The organism is Enterococcus sp. DIV0970a, from assembly GCF_051711265.1.
Taxonomy (GTDB): domain Bacteria; phylum Bacillota; class Bacilli; order Lactobacillales; family Enterococcaceae; genus Enterococcus_D; species Enterococcus_D casseliflavus.
Genome location: NZ_JBIOMF010000001.1, coordinates 896025 through 913845, shown reverse-complemented (window position 1 = coordinate 913845; position 17821 = coordinate 896025). Strand labels below are relative to the sequence as shown.

At 44.7% G+C, this 17821-nt stretch carries 18 protein-coding genes; 1 reads left to right on the top strand and 17 read right to left on the bottom strand.

Annotated features, from left to right (window positions below; translation table 11 throughout):
* Positions 1-44 precede the first annotated feature (44 nt).
* Positions 45-1049 carry a DUF389 domain-containing protein gene (locus IGK14_RS04280; RefSeq protein WP_226818218.1) on the top strand — a complete coding sequence of 335 codons (1005 nt, stop codon included), beginning with the start codon at positions 45-47 and terminating at the stop codon, positions 1047-1049.
* A 43-nt stretch (positions 1050-1092) separates the two neighbouring features.
* Here IGK14_RS04280 and IGK14_RS04275 read toward each other — a convergent pair whose 3' ends face one another.
* From IGK14_RS04275 to IGK14_RS04195, 17 genes are all read right to left on the bottom strand, one after another.
* The gene (locus IGK14_RS04275; protein WP_096741468.1) at positions 1093-1719 is read right to left on the bottom strand and encodes a zeta toxin family protein; all 627 of its coding nucleotides are present in this window, start codon (positions 1717-1719) and stop codon (positions 1093-1095) included.
* A complete protein-coding gene (locus IGK14_RS04270) occupies positions 1720-2586 on the bottom strand; it encodes a class II fructose-bisphosphate aldolase (protein ID WP_010747730.1) in 867 nt (288 codons plus the stop codon). It abuts the gene before it with no gap.
* Between the two features lie 22 nt (positions 2587-2608).
* Positions 2609-3001, bottom strand: a complete 393-nt coding sequence (locus tag IGK14_RS04265; RefSeq protein ID WP_154694229.1) for a tetratricopeptide repeat protein — start codon at positions 2999-3001, stop codon at positions 2609-2611.
* An 18-nt stretch (positions 3002-3019) separates the two neighbouring features.
* Positions 3020-4309, bottom strand: coding sequence for a PTS sugar transporter subunit IIC (locus tag IGK14_RS04260; RefSeq protein WP_008379073.1), 1290 nt, complete (start codon positions 4307-4309; stop codon positions 3020-3022).
* Positions 4310-4340: 31 nt separating this feature from the next.
* Positions 4341-4643: a PTS sugar transporter subunit IIB gene (locus IGK14_RS04255; protein WP_074932245.1), complete on the bottom strand. Its 303-nt coding sequence runs from the start codon at positions 4641-4643 to the stop codon at positions 4341-4343.
* Between the two features lie 24 nt (positions 4644-4667).
* On the bottom strand, positions 4668-6737 hold the full coding sequence (locus IGK14_RS04250; RefSeq protein ID WP_142972844.1) for a BglG family transcription antiterminator: 2070 nt from the start codon (positions 6735-6737) through the stop codon (positions 4668-4670).
* Positions 6738-6975: 238 nt separating this feature from the next.
* Positions 6976-8025, bottom strand: coding sequence for an FUSC family protein (locus IGK14_RS04245; protein WP_231435206.1), 1050 nt, complete (start codon positions 8023-8025; stop codon positions 6976-6978).
* 261 nt (positions 8026-8286) lie between these two features.
* On the bottom strand, positions 8287-9507 hold the full coding sequence (locus tag IGK14_RS04240) for an NAD(P)H-dependent oxidoreductase (protein WP_042890446.1): 1221 nt from the start codon (positions 9505-9507) through the stop codon (positions 8287-8289).
* Between the two features lie 26 nt (positions 9508-9533).
* A complete protein-coding gene (locus tag IGK14_RS04235) occupies positions 9534-10139 on the bottom strand; it encodes an NADPH-dependent FMN reductase (RefSeq protein ID WP_142962484.1) in 606 nt (201 codons plus the stop codon).
* 24 nt (positions 10140-10163) lie between these two features.
* Complete coding sequence (locus IGK14_RS04230; protein WP_096741474.1) at positions 10164-11102, bottom strand: FAD:protein FMN transferase; 939 nt, start codon at positions 11100-11102, stop codon at positions 10164-10166.
* Between the two features lie 201 nt (positions 11103-11303).
* Positions 11304-12155, bottom strand: coding sequence for a helix-turn-helix domain-containing protein (locus IGK14_RS04225; protein WP_231435207.1), 852 nt, complete (start codon positions 12153-12155; stop codon positions 11304-11306).
* Between the two features lie 66 nt (positions 12156-12221).
* Positions 12222-12944, bottom strand: coding sequence for a deoxynucleoside kinase (locus IGK14_RS04220; RefSeq protein WP_438711660.1), 723 nt, complete (start codon positions 12942-12944; stop codon positions 12222-12224).
* A gap of 15 nt (positions 12945-12959) precedes the next feature.
* Positions 12960-13400 (bottom strand): nucleoside 2-deoxyribosyltransferase, encoded by a 441-nt coding sequence (locus IGK14_RS04215; RefSeq protein ID WP_438711658.1) that lies wholly within the window; start codon positions 13398-13400, stop codon positions 12960-12962.
* The gene (locus tag IGK14_RS04210; protein ID WP_010747723.1) at positions 13397-13975 is read right to left on the bottom strand and encodes an LOG family protein; all 579 of its coding nucleotides are present in this window, start codon (positions 13973-13975) and stop codon (positions 13397-13399) included. Before IGK14_RS04210 ends, IGK14_RS04215 begins: the two co-directional genes overlap by 4 nt.
* Before the next feature lie 323 nt (positions 13976-14298).
* Entirely contained in the window at positions 14299-14706 is a 408-nt protein-coding gene (locus tag IGK14_RS04205) for a helix-turn-helix domain-containing protein (protein ID WP_005225444.1), read from the bottom strand.
* 245 nt (positions 14707-14951) lie between these two features.
* The gene (locus IGK14_RS04200; RefSeq protein ID WP_142437542.1) at positions 14952-16175 is read right to left on the bottom strand and encodes an amidohydrolase family protein; all 1224 of its coding nucleotides are present in this window, start codon (positions 16173-16175) and stop codon (positions 14952-14954) included.
* A gap of 16 nt (positions 16176-16191) precedes the next feature.
* On the bottom strand, positions 16192-17553 hold the full coding sequence (locus tag IGK14_RS04195; protein WP_438711656.1) for a citrate transporter: 1362 nt from the start codon (positions 17551-17553) through the stop codon (positions 16192-16194).
* Between the last annotated feature and the right edge of the window lie 268 nt (positions 17554-17821).

The following is a 17821-nucleotide window of genomic DNA, read 5'->3' as shown; positions in this document are numbered from 1 at the left end:
AAGGGACAATGAAAAGAGCAGAACGATTTTTCTCAGAAAGGATGATGAAGGTGAACTTAACGCCTGATTTAGTTTCCAAAGAACAATTGATTGGAAAAATTCAAAAAGATATGGACCAAACGATGCTCGTCTATGCACTTTTAGTTTGTGCAACGCTGATTGCTTCGATTGGTTTGAATTACAATTCCACTACCTCGATTATCGGGGCGATGTTGATTTCGCCACTTTTAAATGGGATCAACGGGATCGGCTTTGGTTTAGGTCTTTCCCACTTGCGCTTAGTCAAAAAAGGGCTGCTGGTCTTTAGCATCCAAGTCATCATCGTACTTATCATCTCATTTGCCTTTTTCTTACTCACGCCAGTCAAAGATACAACCCCTGAAATCATGACCCAGACGTCTGCGACGATTTGGGATATTTGCATCGCATTGATCGGTGGTTCAGCACTGGCTTTTGCCAAAGTCAGAGGCCGCGACAACGATGTCATTATCGGTGTCTCCATCGGGACGTCCCTGATTTTGCCGCTTTGTGTGACGGGTTATGGGCTGTCGATCAAAGACTATTCGATTTCATGGGAGTCTGCTCAACTCTTCTTCACCAATTCCTTTTTGATTTGTTTTTCCTTGTTCATTACCATCTGGCTGTTGCAGTATGGGGATTTCCGTCACCAAAAATGGTGGAAGTTTGCCGTGGTTGCCTTACCGATCACGGTCATTGGCAGTTTCTTCGTTTATACGACGATCCAAACGACCATCGTGGAATACCATGCCAAGCGTTTTGTAGAAGCCAAACTGGGGGAACATTATTTGCTGGAGCAAACACTTAATGAGCAGAAACAATCCCTTGAATTAAAACTCGTCGGTGAACCACTCTCGAAACAAGCGGTCGCGCAGCTTGAAGCAAGTCTTGAAAACTATGCTTTGCCCGACTACCAGCTCAAGGTCAATGTCTATTCTGCCAATAAAGAGGGGCAATTTGATGCCAAAGTATTAGCCGAAATCCTCCAAGTCCAAAACCAAGGAACTTCGAAATTTTTGGGCTTAGACTAAAAAAACAGGCGCTGCCCTTTTCAGGTGTAGCGCCTGTTTTTCTTCAATTTGAGTCATTGAGTTGTTCAGCGATTCTCTCGATCAACGGGCGATAATCCACTTGCTCGTAATCTTCCACATTGACTTCGATAAGCGCTCCTAACTGAAAGTCATCGTAACGGCGATCAGTGATGATTTGCCGAAACGCTTCTTTGGTTATATGGTTGGTTGCAGCTTGTCTATCTTCCAGTACATCCCCGTAATGGTACCGTTCCATGATAAAACTCAAATGGCGGTCATCCGCTCGATCACGTAAGTAACGTCTTTCCCATAAGGTTTCAAAAGAAGCTGTCAAGCGAATGGTCAAGCAGTCATAGCCATAGCTTTGGGCGAGAAAAGTCAGCAATGGCTTCTGTTTTTCACTAAAAGGGTATTCCGAGACCACCAAGCGTTTTCCTAAAGACATGTACAAGCCCAATGCCTGATAGTAAAAAGGCCAAACATACTGCTTTTCGATCTGGGCTTTTTCTGCCAATGAATCAAAGCCGAGGGATTCGGCATAGCACTCTTTGATTTCATCTGGCGTAAGAGCGAAAAGATCAGGAAAACGTTTCTTCAACAGATTCAGTAAATAACTTTTTCCAGTTCCAGGGCTGCCTGCTAATAAAACAAGCATCTTTTTGCGTACCATCTATTTGCCGATCGCAGTCGGCGCTTTCGTATTCATGAAAAGGCCGATCTTGTGCTTGACGATTTCTTTGATGGCTTCATTGGATGGGATCACGTTGTGGCGCAAAGATTTGTTGACTTCCGTTGCCCCAAAATTTTCTTTCGCAATCTTCGTCCAATTGACCAACAATTCAGTACCTACATTAAACTTGCGAATGCCGTTATTGATCAATTCAGGATAATCTTCTTCTTTGACGCCAGTTCCTCCATGAATGACTAGCGGCACGTCGACGACTGCATGGATCTCCTTCAATAACTCAACATTCACTTCGGTTTTGGAGCGGAATTGACCGTGATTGGTTCCGATAGCGATGGCTAGCGCATCGACGCCAGTAGCAGCGACAAACTCTACCGCATCTTCTGGGCGTGTGAAGACTTTATCGTCTTCTTCCACATGAATGCCTTCTTCTGTGCCGCCGATCGTTCCTAGTTCTCCTTCGACGGACACCCCATGGGCATGAGCGTATTCTACGACTGCGCGCGTTTTCAAAATGTTTTCTTTGAAGGGCAAATGCGAGCCATCATACATCACCGAGCTATAGCCGCTATCAATCGCCGCTTTGATCTCATCGAAATCTCTGGCATGATCCAAATGCAAGACAGCATCTACTAGCTCGTGATCGGCAATCGTTTTGACGACATTGACCAAGACATCATAGCCGATGTATTTCGCCGTATCGATACTTGTTTGAATGATGATGGGTGCCCCCATCTCTTTGGCTGCCCGCAGCATACTTGGCAGCATTTCTAAATTATGGGTATTAAAAGCCCCCACTGTAAAATTCAATGCTTCTGCTGTTTTCGTTACTTCTTTTAATGTTGTATACATCCTTGATTCCACCTCGTCTAGTTTAATTGCCGCTGATCGTAAGTTGTTTGGCGATTTGCCGCATTTCTTCCATTTTGTCCATGTAATAGTCGATCTTTGCATCGTCGCCGTTTCGTGCGGCGGCGGCACGCTGAGCATTGTAAAGGGACATCAGTTTTTTGTAGCCGTCCCCGATCGATTTTTTCGCCTGCAAGCTTTTTTCCAATGCGTCGATCGCTTCTTCTGTGCGGGAAAGTTTTGCCTGCGCCAAGCCTAACGCTTCATACAATTTTGCTTGTTCGTCGATGTCAGTTTCTGCTTGCAACTGACTTTCTAGATTTGCAATAAGCTCTTCTGCCTCTTGGCTTTCTTCAGCGGTCAAAGGAACCGCTGGTGTTTCTGTGGGCTTTTTTTCTTTTTTGAAAAAAGAGAACATAGGTCTTCCTCCTAGCGATTAAAAGTTTTTCAATAAGGGACTGATGATCCAAGCATATAGCAAGGCTGCCGTAACGGTATCCACATCAGTTGCCGTAGCGTTAACAAAGCCCATTTGATTGAAGATCGTTACAAGTAGGGCTGGCAGTAACGTAATGAAGAAGCCGTGAAAGATCCCTCCGATGATCGCCCCTCGACGTCCACCGACCGCATTGCCGAAGATCCCAGCGGTACCGCCTGCAAAGAAGTTCGTCAGCATCCCTGGCAAGATCATCGCCAAGCCAAAGACTGGTAAAACGAACATGGCGATGACTGTCCCAATCGTTGTAGTAATGAAGCCTAAAATAACTGCATTTGGGCTATATGGGAAGAACACTGGGCAATCGAGTGCTGGTTTTGCATCAGGCACCAATTTCATGGCGATCCCACGAAACGCAGGGACGATCTCGCCTAAGAGCAACCGAACGCCTGCTAACAAAACATAGACCCCAACCACGAATTGAATGGCTTGTAAGAAGGCATACATGATGTAATTTTGATCACCAGAGAGCGTAGAAGCAAAGGTTTCTCCAGCAAACAAGACCGTCACGATATACAGTGGAACCATCACGACCATGACAGAAAGATAGGTATCTTGTAAAAATTCAAAAGAACGTGGCAGTTTGATGTCTTCGATCGATTTTTTCTTCTCGCCTCTTTCTCCAAACAGATAGGCAACGCCTGCTTCAAAGAGGTAGCCGATCGTACAGAAATGTCCGAGAGCAATGTCGTCTGACCCAGTGACTTTGCGGATGATGGGCTGAGCCATCGCTGGCATCGCTACGGCAAAGATCGCCCCAATCAACCCACCGACAAGAATCAAGACAACGCCGCGTAAACCAGCGAAATAGCCAAAGACCGTCGTCATGGTCGCCATCCATAAAATGGCTTGACCCGTTAAGAAGATATATTTCCATTTTGTAAAGCGTGCCAATAAAATATTAAAAACAAAGATGGCTAAAAATGTCAGCGCTATGTCCCGACCCAAGCCCAACTCATTCATCGCTTGCCCGTTGATGGCTTCGATGGAAGGAATTATGCCTTGCATGTCGAATCCTTCTGTGAAAATCTCGCCGAAATAGGTCAAACTACCGACGATGATGCTAGAACCAGCGCTTAAAACCTGGAAGCCCAATAGCGTCTTCAAACTTCCTGAAATGACTTGACCTGCTGACTTTTTCTGAAGCAGCAGCCCTAACATCGCGATCAAAGCGATCGTGATCGATGCCTGCGTTAAAATATTATCAATGATAAAATTGATGATGCCCATTTTTTCAAACTCCCTTCGTCATGCCTCTTCCTTACAGTGCACCTTTTTCCTTTAATACTGGGGTGATTTTTTCTTCGATTTCTGGTTTTGAAACGATGTTGCGTAAATAAATGATTGCGGTTGTCGGGTCCAAGGCAAACTTTTCAAATTGCGTTCGGAAATTCTCTGCCGTAATGATGATGTCTGGTTTCATTGATACCGCTGATGAGATATCGACATGATCCAATTTCGCCTCCACTCCTAATTTCGTTAAGACATCTTCTGTTGACATCTGAGCCGCAAAGCTGCTGCCAAGACCTGCACCGCATACGAATAAGATCGATAATTTGTTCATGATTTTTTCCCCTTTTCTTGTTTTTTATGAAAATAGCAATGATTGAAACGCTTCAATCGTAGAGCAAGCCAGCAACTGCGTGACTTTTTCTTCATCATTGATCAGTTCGATCAATTCCTTCATGATGGCAAGATGAGAGTAGGAGTCCACCGCAGCCAAGCAAAAAATGATTTTGACGGGGTCCATTTCTGGGTTCCCAAATGCGACTGGCGGCGCCAAGGTGAGGACACTCACACCCAACTGCTGGGCGCCATCTTCTGGTCGTGCATGCGCCAACGCCAAATGTTTGCCAATGACGATATAAGGCCCGTATTCCTCCACCGCCGCAACCATTGCCTCGATATAGCGTTTTTCGATGATCTGTTCTTTTACTAGCGGCTGCGCAGAGCGTTCAATGGCTTCTTCCCAATTTTGAACAGGAACGTTTAATTGAATATGATTAGCGGATAAAACATCTTTTAACATTGGCTGAATCTCCCTTGCATTAATGGCTAATTGATTTTGTTCAAACAAGTGTGTCAATTTGCGATAGGCGGCAGCATCGACTGTCCCGCCGCTTTCTTCAATCACTGTAAGCAACTGATTGAAGAACAGCGTGGCATTTTTTTGGTCAAAGGCGATCCGCTTGAATTGTTCATTGTTGTTTAAGAAACGGCGGATCACTTGGTGATTTTCTTCATTGATGATCGGTGGGATCAGTAATACCGGCTTTTCTCGATAATCGATCTCATAGGTTGAAAAAACCAGATCCACATCGAATTTCGTAATCAAATTGACTTCTTGTGAATTCAAGACTGCCGCAACTTCTACTTCTGGAAACTTCTCCTTGAGGCTGGCTGCCAGCAGATTGCCGGTTGCCATTCCATGGTTACAGACGACGACCGCCTTATAGCTCGTAATGAGCTCGTGGTTCAATGAACTTAGGGCTGTAGAAAAATGGATCACGAGAAATGTCAGTTCATCTTCTGATAGTGGTTGACCGACGATCTCTTCGATCGTGGGGGCGAAGCCCTTGACGGCTTGGTAGATTTGTCCATAATTTTTGCGAACAGTCTCTTTGATCGGATTGGGTACTTGAATGCCGCTCTTGGCTCGAACGATCAGCGCTGCCATATGTTTATACAATCCCTCTAACAGCTCTTCTTCCTTTTTACTAAAAGGGATCTTGGTTTGGCATTCGACAAATTGGATCAGCTGCAGCGACAAAAGTTGCGCATGTGCCCATTCGATGGAATTGGACAAATCTTTAAAGTTCAGTGACTCGATGATGAAAGAAAGATAGTTGACTTCGATTTCTGGTGGCTCGATCGAAAAGGTTTCAGCGATCGCCTGGATATAGGCTGATCCTTGGAGCTGATTGCTAGAAGTAGACCAGTTCATGCGAGTGATAAATTCCTTCATTCTGATACGCATCAGCCAAATGGCGGTAAACAATAAGATTTGGCTGCTATACAACTCATTTTGATTTGGCGGCAACACTGCTTGCATCACTAGTTGGATCTGTTTGATTTCTTTTTGCGGCAAATAGCGATAAAGCAATTTCGTAAAGACTAAATCTGGGGTCTGTTTATCAAGTGGCAACCTACCGATCCGCTGATTGATGATGTCAAAAATCATCGTCCGAATCGCTCGTTCCGATCCATTCAACCGCAGTCCTTTTTTTCCTAGGCTGATGATCTCAATGCCATATTTATTGATGTCCGCCCGCAAACGGCGCATGTCTTCATCCATGCTGCTTTTTGATATCTGGTACGCTTCTTCTTTTTTATTCAACACCAGGATCTCTTTTGAAAATGTCAGATGCAGCAGCAGATCAAAACGACGCTCTTCACGGGTCATATATTCCGACTGTTGTGCGTGTAATGCCTGCCAAACGATGGCTTGCTGTTTCGAGGTCAGTTTCAAAAGGATGCCCTTTCCTCGAAGAGTTTGGATCGGTCCGATGTGTAAGTCAGCAAGAAACGTGTTGATCTCATTCAAATCATTGCGGATCGTCCGCCCACTGGCTGCAGTCTCTTCTGCCAGTTGCTCGATGGATAGTGGATAATCAGTCACTAACAGGCGATGCAAAACATCTACGATTCGTTTTTTCACAACTTTCTCTCCTTCTCTGATTTGAGTATATGATTTCGCTTACAACAAAAAAAGTAGATGTTTCTGCCACTTTAGTTTGCAAAAATGTAAACGCTTCTATTTCAAAATAGGAACCTTTGCTCGATTATTTCATATTTCCCTTATTTTTCCTATCCGATGGAGATAACGTTTAGATAGAGAATCAAAGGCAAAAAAAGCAAGAGCTACAGCTCTTGCTTATCGATGATGGTGCATTATTCTATTGTGTTTGATCCGTCGTGTCTTCTGGTTTGTTTCCCAGCGCTTGCTCCATTTGCTTTACTGCCCAATCCATTAGAAAGATCAACAGCATTGCCAGCACGCTGCCGATCAATGCCCCTGAAAAACGCAATGGGATCAATTTCAGCGGCGTAAAACTAGTACCGATGGTCATTAACAGCAGGACTTGCGGGTTGGTAAAAAAATTAGCAACGGTATAATTGACTGGCATAAAAAACTCCGTCAATATGTTTAGAATGATCAATACCACTGCGATCGCTTCAAGGGGCATATGCAAGGACATCAATAAGAAACCCAGCAGCAGCCCCACGATTCCTCCCAGTACCCTGCCGATCGTGCGATTTTTGATTTTTTCCATATGTTCTCCTGCCAAGACGGCAGCAGCAGAAATCAAGATCCAATAGCCGTTGCTGTCCCGCAACAGATAGGCAATGTAGGTCGCAATGAACAATATCAAAGAAAAGTGCAGCGCCTTGATGACCATTTCTGGTTGCTGAGATAATGCTAGCGAATATTTCTCGTGCAAGCTCAGTTGTTGAAAGGCCGTTTTTTCTTCTTTCAACGGCAGCTGTTCAGCCAACGAAATCACCAGTCCAGCAAGCAGCGAGCCTGCGATGCCATAAAGCAAATAGGAACTGTGGCGCAAGATCTCTCCAAGGTGCGCTGCGTGAAAATTAAAGCCGGTGGCATAAAGCATCAACACGAAGAAATAGTCGGGCTTGGGGATCCGCATCACTTTTGACAACAAAAACGCCGAAAACGACAACGCACCGATGATAAAAGGCGCGCTCCAAGGAATCAGTGCTGTCCCAGCGCCTAAAATAAATGCCAACAGCAGCGCAGCGCCGTGGGTCAAAATGGCGCGCAGATTATAAAAAAGGGACCGATGTTGAAAAGCCAAGTAGGAAAAAGCCCCCATCGCCCCCACAGAACTTATCAAAGGGTCCTGAACGAGGATCCCTATAAACAAAGGAACCGCCATCGCAAACCCTGATCCTAACGGACGCAAGACTTTTCGTTTGTCTTTCATGCAATTCCTCCTATCAAAAAATATGTACGATGATACAGCCGTTTTATAAGCAACGTCCTAAACTAGTATACGAAGCAAAAGATGAATATGCAAATTTTTTTCAGAAACTTTGTGAAATTCTCGCAACGATGTCCTTGATCAACTCAATCGCTCATAGAAAACCGTTCATTCATAAAAAAGCAGCAAAAAGAGAAGCATTCGCTTGGCAACTGATTGCAAGCGAATGCTTCTAGCGATTCCTTCTCTCCCTTTAGACAACCCTTATTTCACTGAAGCGCTGGTGACCGCATCTGCTGCAGGTGCGTCATGAGTACTGGCACTAGTGACCGCATCGGTCGGTTCTTGGTGCACAGAAGCACTGGAAATGGCGTCTTCATTGCCGACAAGTTTTTGACCGGTTTGTTGCAAATACCATTCGATGATTGGCTTGAAATCAAGGATGTATTCGTTGATCCCCGCATATTCACCGTTTTCATCGTGCATCGCTTGATAATTGTGGACGATGTATTTTTCTGGCACCTGTTTCGGCACATGGACCCGAACCGCGTCGGTCGCCCCACTGCGCAGCTGTTGGATCACCCACTCAACATTTTTGAAGGATTTTTCAGGATGGCATTTTGCTAATGGATTACCGACTTGTCCTGGCACACGTGCTGCCAGCATATTTTGGGCTTCTTCCCGCAGATTGTAATACAAGAATTGGTTGTTGCTATCGGCAAATGTCAATTCCATCGGCATCGAATCTAAGAAGTAATTGATCTGATCGACTGTCAGCAAGCCGCGATTTAGTTTGACGTAGGTATTGCCAGAAACGGCACCGACTGCTTCAGCGGCTTTTTCCAGCCATTGATCATCATACATATCCACTCCTTCCACGGTGGTTGCGATTTTCCCTGTGGCGTAGAGGTCTTCGGGCGGCAATTGTTTGGGACCCGCTAAAGCAGAAACGACTTTGATAAATTGCAAGAAGCTGTTGATCGTCGCATCTAAAAAAGCAACCGTTCGGGCATCGATCAAATCACCGGCTTCATCGAAAGCTTCTTTGGCTTTGCCCAACAAAAACTCATTTCCTGGCATCACTAAAGCATTGACTCCCGGTGCGTCCAAAATCTGGCGCAGATGCAGCTGGGCCCTTGAAGTTCCTTGATCATAGTATGAGGCACCCACGATCATCACTGGTTTGTTTTCCAGAGGATGGATCTTGAATGAAAGCCATTCTAGCAAGCTTTTCAGTCCTGCCGTCACGGTATGGTTGTGCTCAGGTGTAGCAATGATCACACCGTCTGCCATCAATAATTGCCGATTCAAACGCTGGATGGCTGGGCTTTGGGTTTGATCTTCCTCTTGATTAAAGAGAGGAAAGTCTTTGATCTCTACAAGTTCTAACGTGAATTCCTTTTTGTATTGCTTTTTGATAAAGTTCAGCAGCTGACGATTGGTGGAGACTTCAGCGGCTGATCCGACGATTCCGATCAATTTCATTGTCTTTACGCTCCTATCTTTTGCGGTTAGATGGTTTCCCATGAAAATTCAGCAGCTTCTTTTTGATTGGCGGCATGGGCGTGCTGCAACTGGCTGGTAATTTTTACAAATAAAAGAAAATCGTTGAACAGTCCTTGCAGTTTTTGGGTCTGCTCTTCATCGATCAAGTTGCCTTGCTCGTCAAACGCTTGCAGCGAATGACCTAATAGAAATTCAGAGCTAGGCATGATCCGTGCTTTTAACTCTGGAGAATCCAAAATCTGTCTTAGATGGGCTTGCGCACGAGAAGAACCTAACGTCCCATAAGAAGCACCAGTGATCATCACTGGCTTGTCAACAAACGGGAAAATTCCATAGGACAACCAGTTCAGAGCATTGATCAACGCTGCGGGTACGGCATGATCGTATTCTGGTGTGCTGATGATCACACCGTCTGCTGCCGCGATTTTTTCGGCAAGCTGGGTTACTTGTACGGGCAACTCTTTTGATTTTGGTTTGTTGAACATTGGAAGATCTTTGATCTCGACTAGTTCGATCTCTGCCTCATTGGCAAACATTTTTTTCATAAACTGCAACAACGTGCGATTGGTGGAACGAGTGGCATTGGTTCCCACGAATCCGATAAATTTCATCCTGTCTCTTCCTTTCTGGTTGGGCTATCTTAAAAGTCTTGCCTGAATGCCTTTAGAGGCAATGACTTCATTTTCTTTGGTTACGATGATTCCTTCGATTTCTGGCTGCTGCTGAATCTCTTGTAAAACAACTGGAATGGGCTTGCCAAACAAGCGCGAAGTCCAGATTTCCCCCAGTAACGATGTCGCTGCAACGATCGTGATGCTCAAATACCCACATTCGATGGGAAAGCCACTCTGAGGATCAATCAAATGATGATACGTTCCTTCAGCGGTGGTCAAGACCCGCTCATAGATCCCCGAAGTGACGACGGTTTGGTCCTTGATTGGCAAAATGCCCAAGGTGTCTGCCCGACCGCCTTTGGGATCTCGGATCCCGATCCGCCAATGCCCGTCCGAATGATTTGGTGCAGCGCCGAAACAGACAATATTTCCGCCTAAGTTGATCAATCCATACGCTGCTCCACGGGCTTGGCAATGGGTGCGTAACTTATCAGCGATGTAGCCTTTTGCTAATGCTCCGAGGTCGATCCTCATTCCAGCTTTTTTCAAAAAAACCTTGCCTGCTGCCAATTGGATCTGTTGCGGGTCTGTTAGCGCAAGCAATTCTTTGACCTGCGTCTTTGATACGATGCGGGCATCTTCAAACCCGATGCGCCATGCTTGGACCAGTGGACCGATGGCAATATTCAGCTGACTGTGGGGAGCACAGCTATGATGTTTGCCGATTTCGATCAGCTGGTACAATTCTGGATCAAGCACAAGCCCCTTTTGTCCTGCCAACTGATTCAGCTGATTCAATTCCGATCGCGGATCATTGGCACTAAAGCGATGGTCGTATCCTTTCAGCTGGTTCTCCAGCTCGTCCAGTACACTTTCTGGTTTTGTATGAGCGACTTTTAACTCAATGGACGTGCCCATCCGCTGAATCGTGCGAGCGGCTTCTCTCACTGCTGCCTTCATAAAATCCCTTCTCCTCAAAACGATGTATCTCAAATTATGTTAGTTTTTTCACAATTAAAGAATACTCCCGATATATTTTTTTGTCAACACGATTATATATTTTTTTATATAAAGAAAATCAAAAAAAGCAGTCCCTTCGTCAAAAGGACTGCTAGTTATCAAGCATTTGCGCAACAAATCTTTTTTGTCGAAAATATATTTTTATTCGATCGTTTCTTCGACCGCTTTTAAATGCGCCAGTAATTTTACATTTTTATTGATTTTGGCATACGCTCGTGCATCGTGTAACATTTCCAAAATCGTTTCTTTCGGCTGTTGTTCACGAATGGCATTTTCGGTCAGTTGGGCTGCCGCGCGAGCCAAGTAGTAGGTCAAATGATTGTCGGAACAAATCGCCAACACATAATTCAACAAGGTATCACTAGTTTCCAAATCATCGACTTTCGCATAAAAGACGCCGCAATGAAAGACGATGTTCAACACCCGCCACGTGTCTTCGATCGTTTTGATCGGATAGGTATAAATTTTCTCAAAGACCTTCGTCACATAAAACTCGGCCTTTGCCCATTCCTCTTCTCTGGCATACACCAAACCGATCCCAGTATACGCTAAGAGATCAAACAATTCCTCCGCCGTTTCATTCATCAATAACTGATCGAATTGAAACAAGACATCGGTAATCGCCGCTTCATTAAAAATCATTTCAAAGCCTTTTAAATAATCATATTGCGCTTTTAATGCTGGTTCATCGATCAGCTTCACTTCGATTTGACTTAGCAATTCAGCCAACTGTTCATACTCGCTCGTGATCAAGTAGAATTCGGCTTTTGCCAATTCTTCCTTGATTTTGGTCGTTGCGACATTCATGGAAGAAAACAAGTCGACCAATGGCAAGCCGATCCGATTACACAATTTGATCAAAATTTTGAGGGACGGTGCCTGCCCGTTGTTTTCAAATTTACTCAAAGTGGCTTGCGTACAGATTCCTTCCGAAAGTTCTTGCTGCGAGAAGCCCGCCTGTTTCCTCGCTTCAATAAATCGTTCAACATTCATCGCCTTGCTCCCTCCCATTGTCGATAAGACACTTGTTTTTTCCCTAAGCTGTCCTCAACTGCTGGGTCAGCTTGTCACAGATGCTGCGTTTTTCTTAGAAAAATCACCTTTTGCGATGGCTTTGTCCGTACAATAGTGGCCTTTGCCATGGGTCTGACGGACTTCCGCCAGTTTTTCTTGGATCATCTCGAGGATCACCATGAGGTTGTCTTCATTGGCAACAAAGTCCAATTGATCCCCATCAATTTGCATTTTCGGACAAACGTCAAAGTTTTCATACCATTCATCGTACCGCTGATTTAATTCTTTGTAATAGTCGTACAATGTCGGATCGTTGGCAATTTGTTCATAGGAACGACCACGTTTGTTGATCCGTTCAATCATTGTATCCAATGAAACCTTGATATGAACCATTAGATCTGGATGCTTCAACGGCGCTGATTCTTCCAATTCCCGCAGCATCGTGTTCAACAGGTTATCGTATTGTTCGACTTCCATCGGTGCGATGCGACCTAGATCCGCATTTAGATGAAACATCAAGCTATCCTCATAGATGGAGCGGTCAATGACATTGTCATCATTGGACAAAGCTTCCCGCATCCCTAAAAAGCTTTTGTTTAAGAAAAAAATCTGCAATAAAAAGGCGTATCGTTCTGGATTGGAATAAAACAATGGCAGAACATCGTTGTCCTCCACGTTTTCATAGAAAGGCTTCGACGCCATTTCCTTCGATAAAAAATTAGTCAAACTGCTTTTTCCTGCCCCGATCGTTCCTGCGATTAGTAACACATTCATCATCCTTTATTAAATATTGTCACCGACAAAGGCTCGGTGCGCCATCGCTTCAAAATCATACGCTGTTCGTGCCGCCAGATCAGTCAAATACGCTTGCACCGACTCCGTCAACATCAGATTGACCGCCGCGGCTTTTTCCTGAAAAGCGATTACTGGTTTATTTCGTACGTGTGCTGCGCCGATTTCAAAGGCTGTTCCCGGATCGGCGATCCCTTCATGGTCATCCAAAACGGCAACGACGACGTCGGCTCGTGTCAATTCCAGCATGTCTTTTTCAAAAACTTCTCTCGCCCATTCCGGTGTATAGGGTTCAGATGAACTTTCTTGATACAAGCGCGGCGCATAGACCGCCAAGGGCTGCGGGTCTTCAGCTAAACAGCTTTCTACTTGCTTGAGTCGTGCGATTGGTTCGTTTGAAAAAAACGGTCCCGCTAAATAGACATGCTTCATCCTGCCAAGCACTCCTTTTTTGAACCCTTCGCCGCCAATCGCTGGATCAACGTCTCAACGTCAGATAGGACAAAGAGCGTTTCCGACAGTTCAGCCCAAGCAAAGCTGGAAGCTTCAAACATAGTTAGCAGCGGCTTCAGTCCATCCTTCAAGCCTTCGTTCATTAACACACCTATGGGCTTGACTGGCAATTTCCCAAGAGTCATAAAAGAGCATACTGATGACAACTCCTCTAGTGTACCAAATCCACCAGGTAATACAAGGTAGGCATCGCTCATTTCCAGCAATTGTTGCGTTTGTTCCTCCCTCGTATCCGTATAGAACTCGGTGTATGTGCTTGATCCAGTGATGATTGGCGGCAAATCTTCTGCAAAGGAACCTGATGGATAGATCCCCGTCACTGCGCCTTCTTTTTCAAAGACCCCTTTCACGATCTCCCTCATCAAGCCAGCCAAAGGGCCGCAATAAACCAACTCGATGTGATTTTTTGCTAAGGCATTGCCGATGGCACGAGCGGTCTTTGCCAACTTTTCCGCATTTTCTAAACGGGTGCCGCAATATACAGTTACTCTCAAAAACAACAGCTCCTTTTTCACTACACCTGCTATTTTACACAATCTCTTAAAAAAGTAAATACTACATATTGTGCTTCATTTAGATAAAAATCGATCTATTCACTATATATTGTATATAGCCTTCTGCATCTTTTCGCTTACCCTTAATCGTTACAAATCTTGAAAATAGCAGAAAAGAAAAAGTAGAATCAGCTTCCATCGATTGCCTCATCCCTCTTTCATCCCACAAAAAAAAACACGACGCAGCTAGGATCGTGTTTTTTTATCCATCGCTTTTTTTTCTCTTGTCCAAGCAAAATTTAGCAAAAAACTGTATAAAAAAATTATTTGTCGTCGGTGGCTGCTTTCAGCTTTTTCAAATCCTCTTGCTCGACAAAAAAGGTCACTTCTCCTGTTTCTAAATCGACGGATGCTTTGACTTCAACCCCTCGTGGGAAAAACTTGCTGGCATCAGTCTCAATTTTCAAACGCATCGTTCCGTCTTTCAATCCAGCACCATAGGTCATCGTACGAAAATTCTTTTTCATTCCTGCTCGCTCCTTTTTTAATAGCTCATCGACACTGCACCCATAAAGGGTACTCAGTTTCAATAAATTCAAACTGTCTGGTACCGTCTTGCCGGTTTCCCAATTTGAGATCGATGTGCGGGTCACTAAAATTTTTGTTGCTACTTCTTCTTGGCTCATTTGCTGTGTGACTCGATGGTTCTTTAGTGCTTCCCCAATCGTCATCTTGGCCTCCTTCTCCTACCTTAACGCAGACCTGCTGTGGTTTCTGCTCAAATCCATTGATATCATGGCGTTGTCAAACAGTTTTGACAGGATTTTCTTAAACGAACTCTCCGTGATAGCGGTTTTCTTTCTATCATAGATGAAAAAAGAACAAATGACTAGAAAATGATTTTTTTATTTCGACTATATTACGACAAAAAAGTAGCACGAATAAATCGTACTACTTGAGAAAACATGATCTGTTGTTAACGGTGGATCGTCACTTCTTTTTTGACTTCCACGGTGATGCGGCCATTTTTGATGACCATCAAACGTTCAGGAATATCGATCAGCACATCGGCTTTTTTCTGGGTATCTAAAAGAATCAAATCTGCGCGGTTGCCAACAGCGATTCCATAGTCTTTGATATTTAACGCTTTTGCGGTATTGGTCGTAATCATTGGCAAGACTGTCGGCAAGTCATCGGCGCCGCCTAAGTGTGCCACTGGCACAGCCAGCATAGCGATTTGGATCAAATCCCCATTGCCATAGGGCGTAAAGGCGTTTCGGATATTGTTGCTGCCTAAGCAAATATTTACACCAGCATCACGTAACTTGCGAATCGGTGTCACGGCACGACGAACATTGTAAGCATCGTTTCTGGCACCTAAATGCAAGTCGGTCGCAGGCAACGGCATCACATTGATTTGGGCTTTGACCATCAAATCGATGACTTCTGCCAGCTGATCCGGTTCCATGGCGTGCAGCGCAGTCAAATGTCCTACTGATACCCGACCTTGGTAGCCTTCTGCGATGGTTTTTTCACACAGATAGACGATCGATGTATCGTCTGCTTCGTCAGCAAAATCTTGATGCAAGTCAATGTCTTTATCAAATCGTTTGGCGATCTCAAAGATCAAGTCGATGTGCTCATTGGCTGGCGCATCATTGTAAGGAATCCCGCCAACGACATCGGCGCCTTTCTCCATCGCTTCGATCATCATCTTATCCGTCCTTGGGGCCTTAAAAATCCCTTCTTGCGGAAAGGCAACGACCTGAATATCGATCAAGTCGCGGTATTCTTCTTTTAAGCGCATAATGGTATCAAAACCAGTGAAGCCTTGCGCCGGATCAAATTCGGCATGGGTGCGAACAGCAGTCGTGCCGTGCAGGATCAGCATTTCTAATGCGCGTTTCGCCCGATCATAAATGTCTTCTTCGGTAAAGGTCGGTTTGAGCTTTGCCGTAACTTGGATCGCTTCTTGCAATGTTCCTGAATTATTGGGCTCACGATCGGCGATCAAGGCTTTGTCTAAGTGGATATGGCTTTCGATCAATCCAGGGATCACCACTTTGCCTTTCGCCTCAATCGTTGTTGCTGCTGATTCTTCAATGTTGGGTGCAACTGCGGTGATTTTTCCTTCTGAAATTGCAATGTCTACTAATTCTGCATCGTCTTCAAGACGTGCTTGCTTGATCAATAAATCCATGTTTTCCTCCTATCCATCAGCCAAACACTAAGCCGATGACTAATAATAATACGGCTGCTAAACTCAACCACTTCACGTTTCCTTTGACTACATCCAGAATCGGAATTTGGAAACCAGAAGATAAAGCTTGCATCGTAATGTTGACAAAACTCATTTGATTGCCGAGGCCAACCCCCATCGTTACAAAGCCAAGAGCTAAGACTGGGAAGCCTAATGAAACGGCAACTGGTAGCACGAGTGTTAAAACGGAGCCGACATAGGCACCTGCGGGAATCCCAATCAAGACACCCGTCAAGATCGCCACGGGAACGACGATCGCTGCGGGGGCATTTTGTGCCGCACCTGCAATTACAGCAAACGTCCCAGTTTCAGCGATCACGTTGATGAAGGCTAAAAAGATCCCCACTTGGAACAAGCGGGTCAAAATATACGTGGATCCGTCCACCATCGCTTCCACCGATTGATTCATGGAAAAGTCGGTACAAACAAAAATCAACGCTAACGTGACCACCATATAAACTAGCGGTGTAAAGAGGACAAAGCCGATCAGGTCATTGATCAACGGTCCAAAGATGACCGCAAAAAGCAAGAAGATCGCAGGCAGTGTCGTTTTGAATAACTCGCCATTGCTTTTGTTTTCGTACTCTTGGTTGGCTGATTCTTTGAAGCCCAGATGACGACGCTTGGTCCCGAAGAATGCCAATAAAATCGCCAAACCAACGAATAACAACCAAAATGGGCGCATTTGATCGACATAAGAAGCGACACTAAAACCGCCTAGTTCAGACACGATACTAGATTCCAAAGAGGCAGGAGAAGTCGTAAAGGAGACCGCTGCCGCTAACGACATCGCTGCGATCAATTCGGGTACCACCCCAACTGCCGCAAATGCTAACGGTGCGATCACCATCGCACTCCCGCCGCCGATTCCAGACATATAAGTCGCTGCTGCCAATAAGATGACAATAAAACCAGCCACATATTCCACTTTTCCTTTGGTTCCTCTTTTGGCTAAGGTTAAGGCCGCCGTATAACTGCCCGCTTTGAAGACCGCCATCGCTACAGCGGAATTGATGATTGGCACCGTAATACTCAACATCGTCGGAATAGCTTCCAACAGTAGCGAATTGGCTTCAGCTAAACTGATCCCGCCAATAATCATCGCCAAGATCCCAGCAATCAAGCCAGCAATGATCATATCTACTTTTTTAAAGAGCAAAACCAGCACTAACACTAATGGAATCAGTACTAGAAATGCTTTAACTCCTGTTGGTGCGACGATCTCATTGATCGCTTCTGCCGCAAACACTGTTCTTTCTGAAAAGATAAAAAGAATGAGAGCCATAAACAGTGAGACGAACGTTCCCTTTTTTTTCATCACATTTCTCCTAACTTATATGAACCTTCATATAATAAATGTTGTGTTGCTATGGGGTGTTGCCGATTGATTTTTCCGCTGATTTTTCTCTGGTGTTTCCCACCTTCTTTCCTCGAAGAAAGGAATCAAGCAAAAGACACCTGCTTTTTCGACCTTTTTCGCCACTTTTTCTTTCTCTATTATAATTCTTGTTGTTAACGCTTTCTTTGGACATTATTCTAAAATAAATCTACGTTTTTTATCCAATTGGCTAAAAGCGCAGAAAAAA

What these genes read in the sequence shown, in the direction of transcription:
- IGK14_RS04240 (WP_042890446.1), bottom strand. Translation starts at nt 9,507, where the DNA reads ATGAAATTGATCGGAATCGTCGGATCAGCCGCTGAAGTCTCCACCAAT.
- IGK14_RS04280 (WP_226818218.1), top strand. Translation starts at nt 45, where the DNA reads ATGAAGGTGAACTTAACGCCTGATTTAGTTTCCAAAGAACAATTGATT.
- IGK14_RS04270 (WP_010747730.1), bottom strand. Translation starts at nt 2,586, where the DNA reads ATGTATACAACATTAAAAGAAGTAACGAAAACAGCAGAAGCATTGAAT.
- IGK14_RS04255 (WP_074932245.1), bottom strand. Translation starts at nt 4,643, where the DNA reads ATGAACAAATTATCGATCTTATTCGTATGCGGTGCAGGTCTTGGCAGC.
- IGK14_RS04245 (WP_231435206.1), bottom strand. Translation starts at nt 8,025, where the DNA reads ATGAAAGACAAACGAAAAGTCTTGCGTCCGTTAGGATCAGGGTTTGCG.
- IGK14_RS04200 (WP_142437542.1), bottom strand. Translation starts at nt 16,175, where the DNA reads ATGGATTTATTGATCAAGCAAGCACGTCTTGAAGACGATGCAGAATTA.
- IGK14_RS04235 (WP_142962484.1), bottom strand. Translation starts at nt 10,139, where the DNA reads ATGAAATTTATCGGATTCGTGGGAACCAATGCCACTCGTTCCACCAAT.
- IGK14_RS04275 (WP_096741468.1), bottom strand. Translation starts at nt 1,719, where the DNA reads ATGGTACGCAAAAAGATGCTTGTTTTATTAGCAGGCAGCCCTGGAACT.
- IGK14_RS04265 (WP_154694229.1), bottom strand. Translation starts at nt 3,001, where the DNA reads ATGTTCTCTTTTTTCAAAAAAGAAAAAAAGCCCACAGAAACACCAGCG.
- IGK14_RS04225 (WP_231435207.1), bottom strand. Translation starts at nt 12,155, where the DNA reads ATGAATGTTGAACGATTTATTGAAGCGAGGAAACAGGCGGGCTTCTCG.
- IGK14_RS04205 (WP_005225444.1), bottom strand. Translation starts at nt 14,706, where the DNA reads ATGACGATTGGGGAAGCACTAAAGAACCATCGAGTCACACAGCAAATG.
- IGK14_RS04230 (WP_096741474.1), bottom strand. Translation starts at nt 11,102, where the DNA reads ATGAAGGCAGCAGTGAGAGAAGCCGCTCGCACGATTCAGCGGATGGGC.
- IGK14_RS04195 (WP_438711656.1), bottom strand. Translation starts at nt 17,553, where the DNA reads ATGAAAAAAAAGGGAACGTTCGTCTCACTGTTTATGGCTCTCATTCTT.
- IGK14_RS04260 (WP_008379073.1), bottom strand. Translation starts at nt 4,309, where the DNA reads ATGGGCATCATCAATTTTATCATTGATAATATTTTAACGCAGGCATCG.
- IGK14_RS04215 (WP_438711658.1), bottom strand. Translation starts at nt 13,400, where the DNA reads ATGAAGCATGTCTATTTAGCGGGACCGTTTTTTTCAAACGAACCAATC.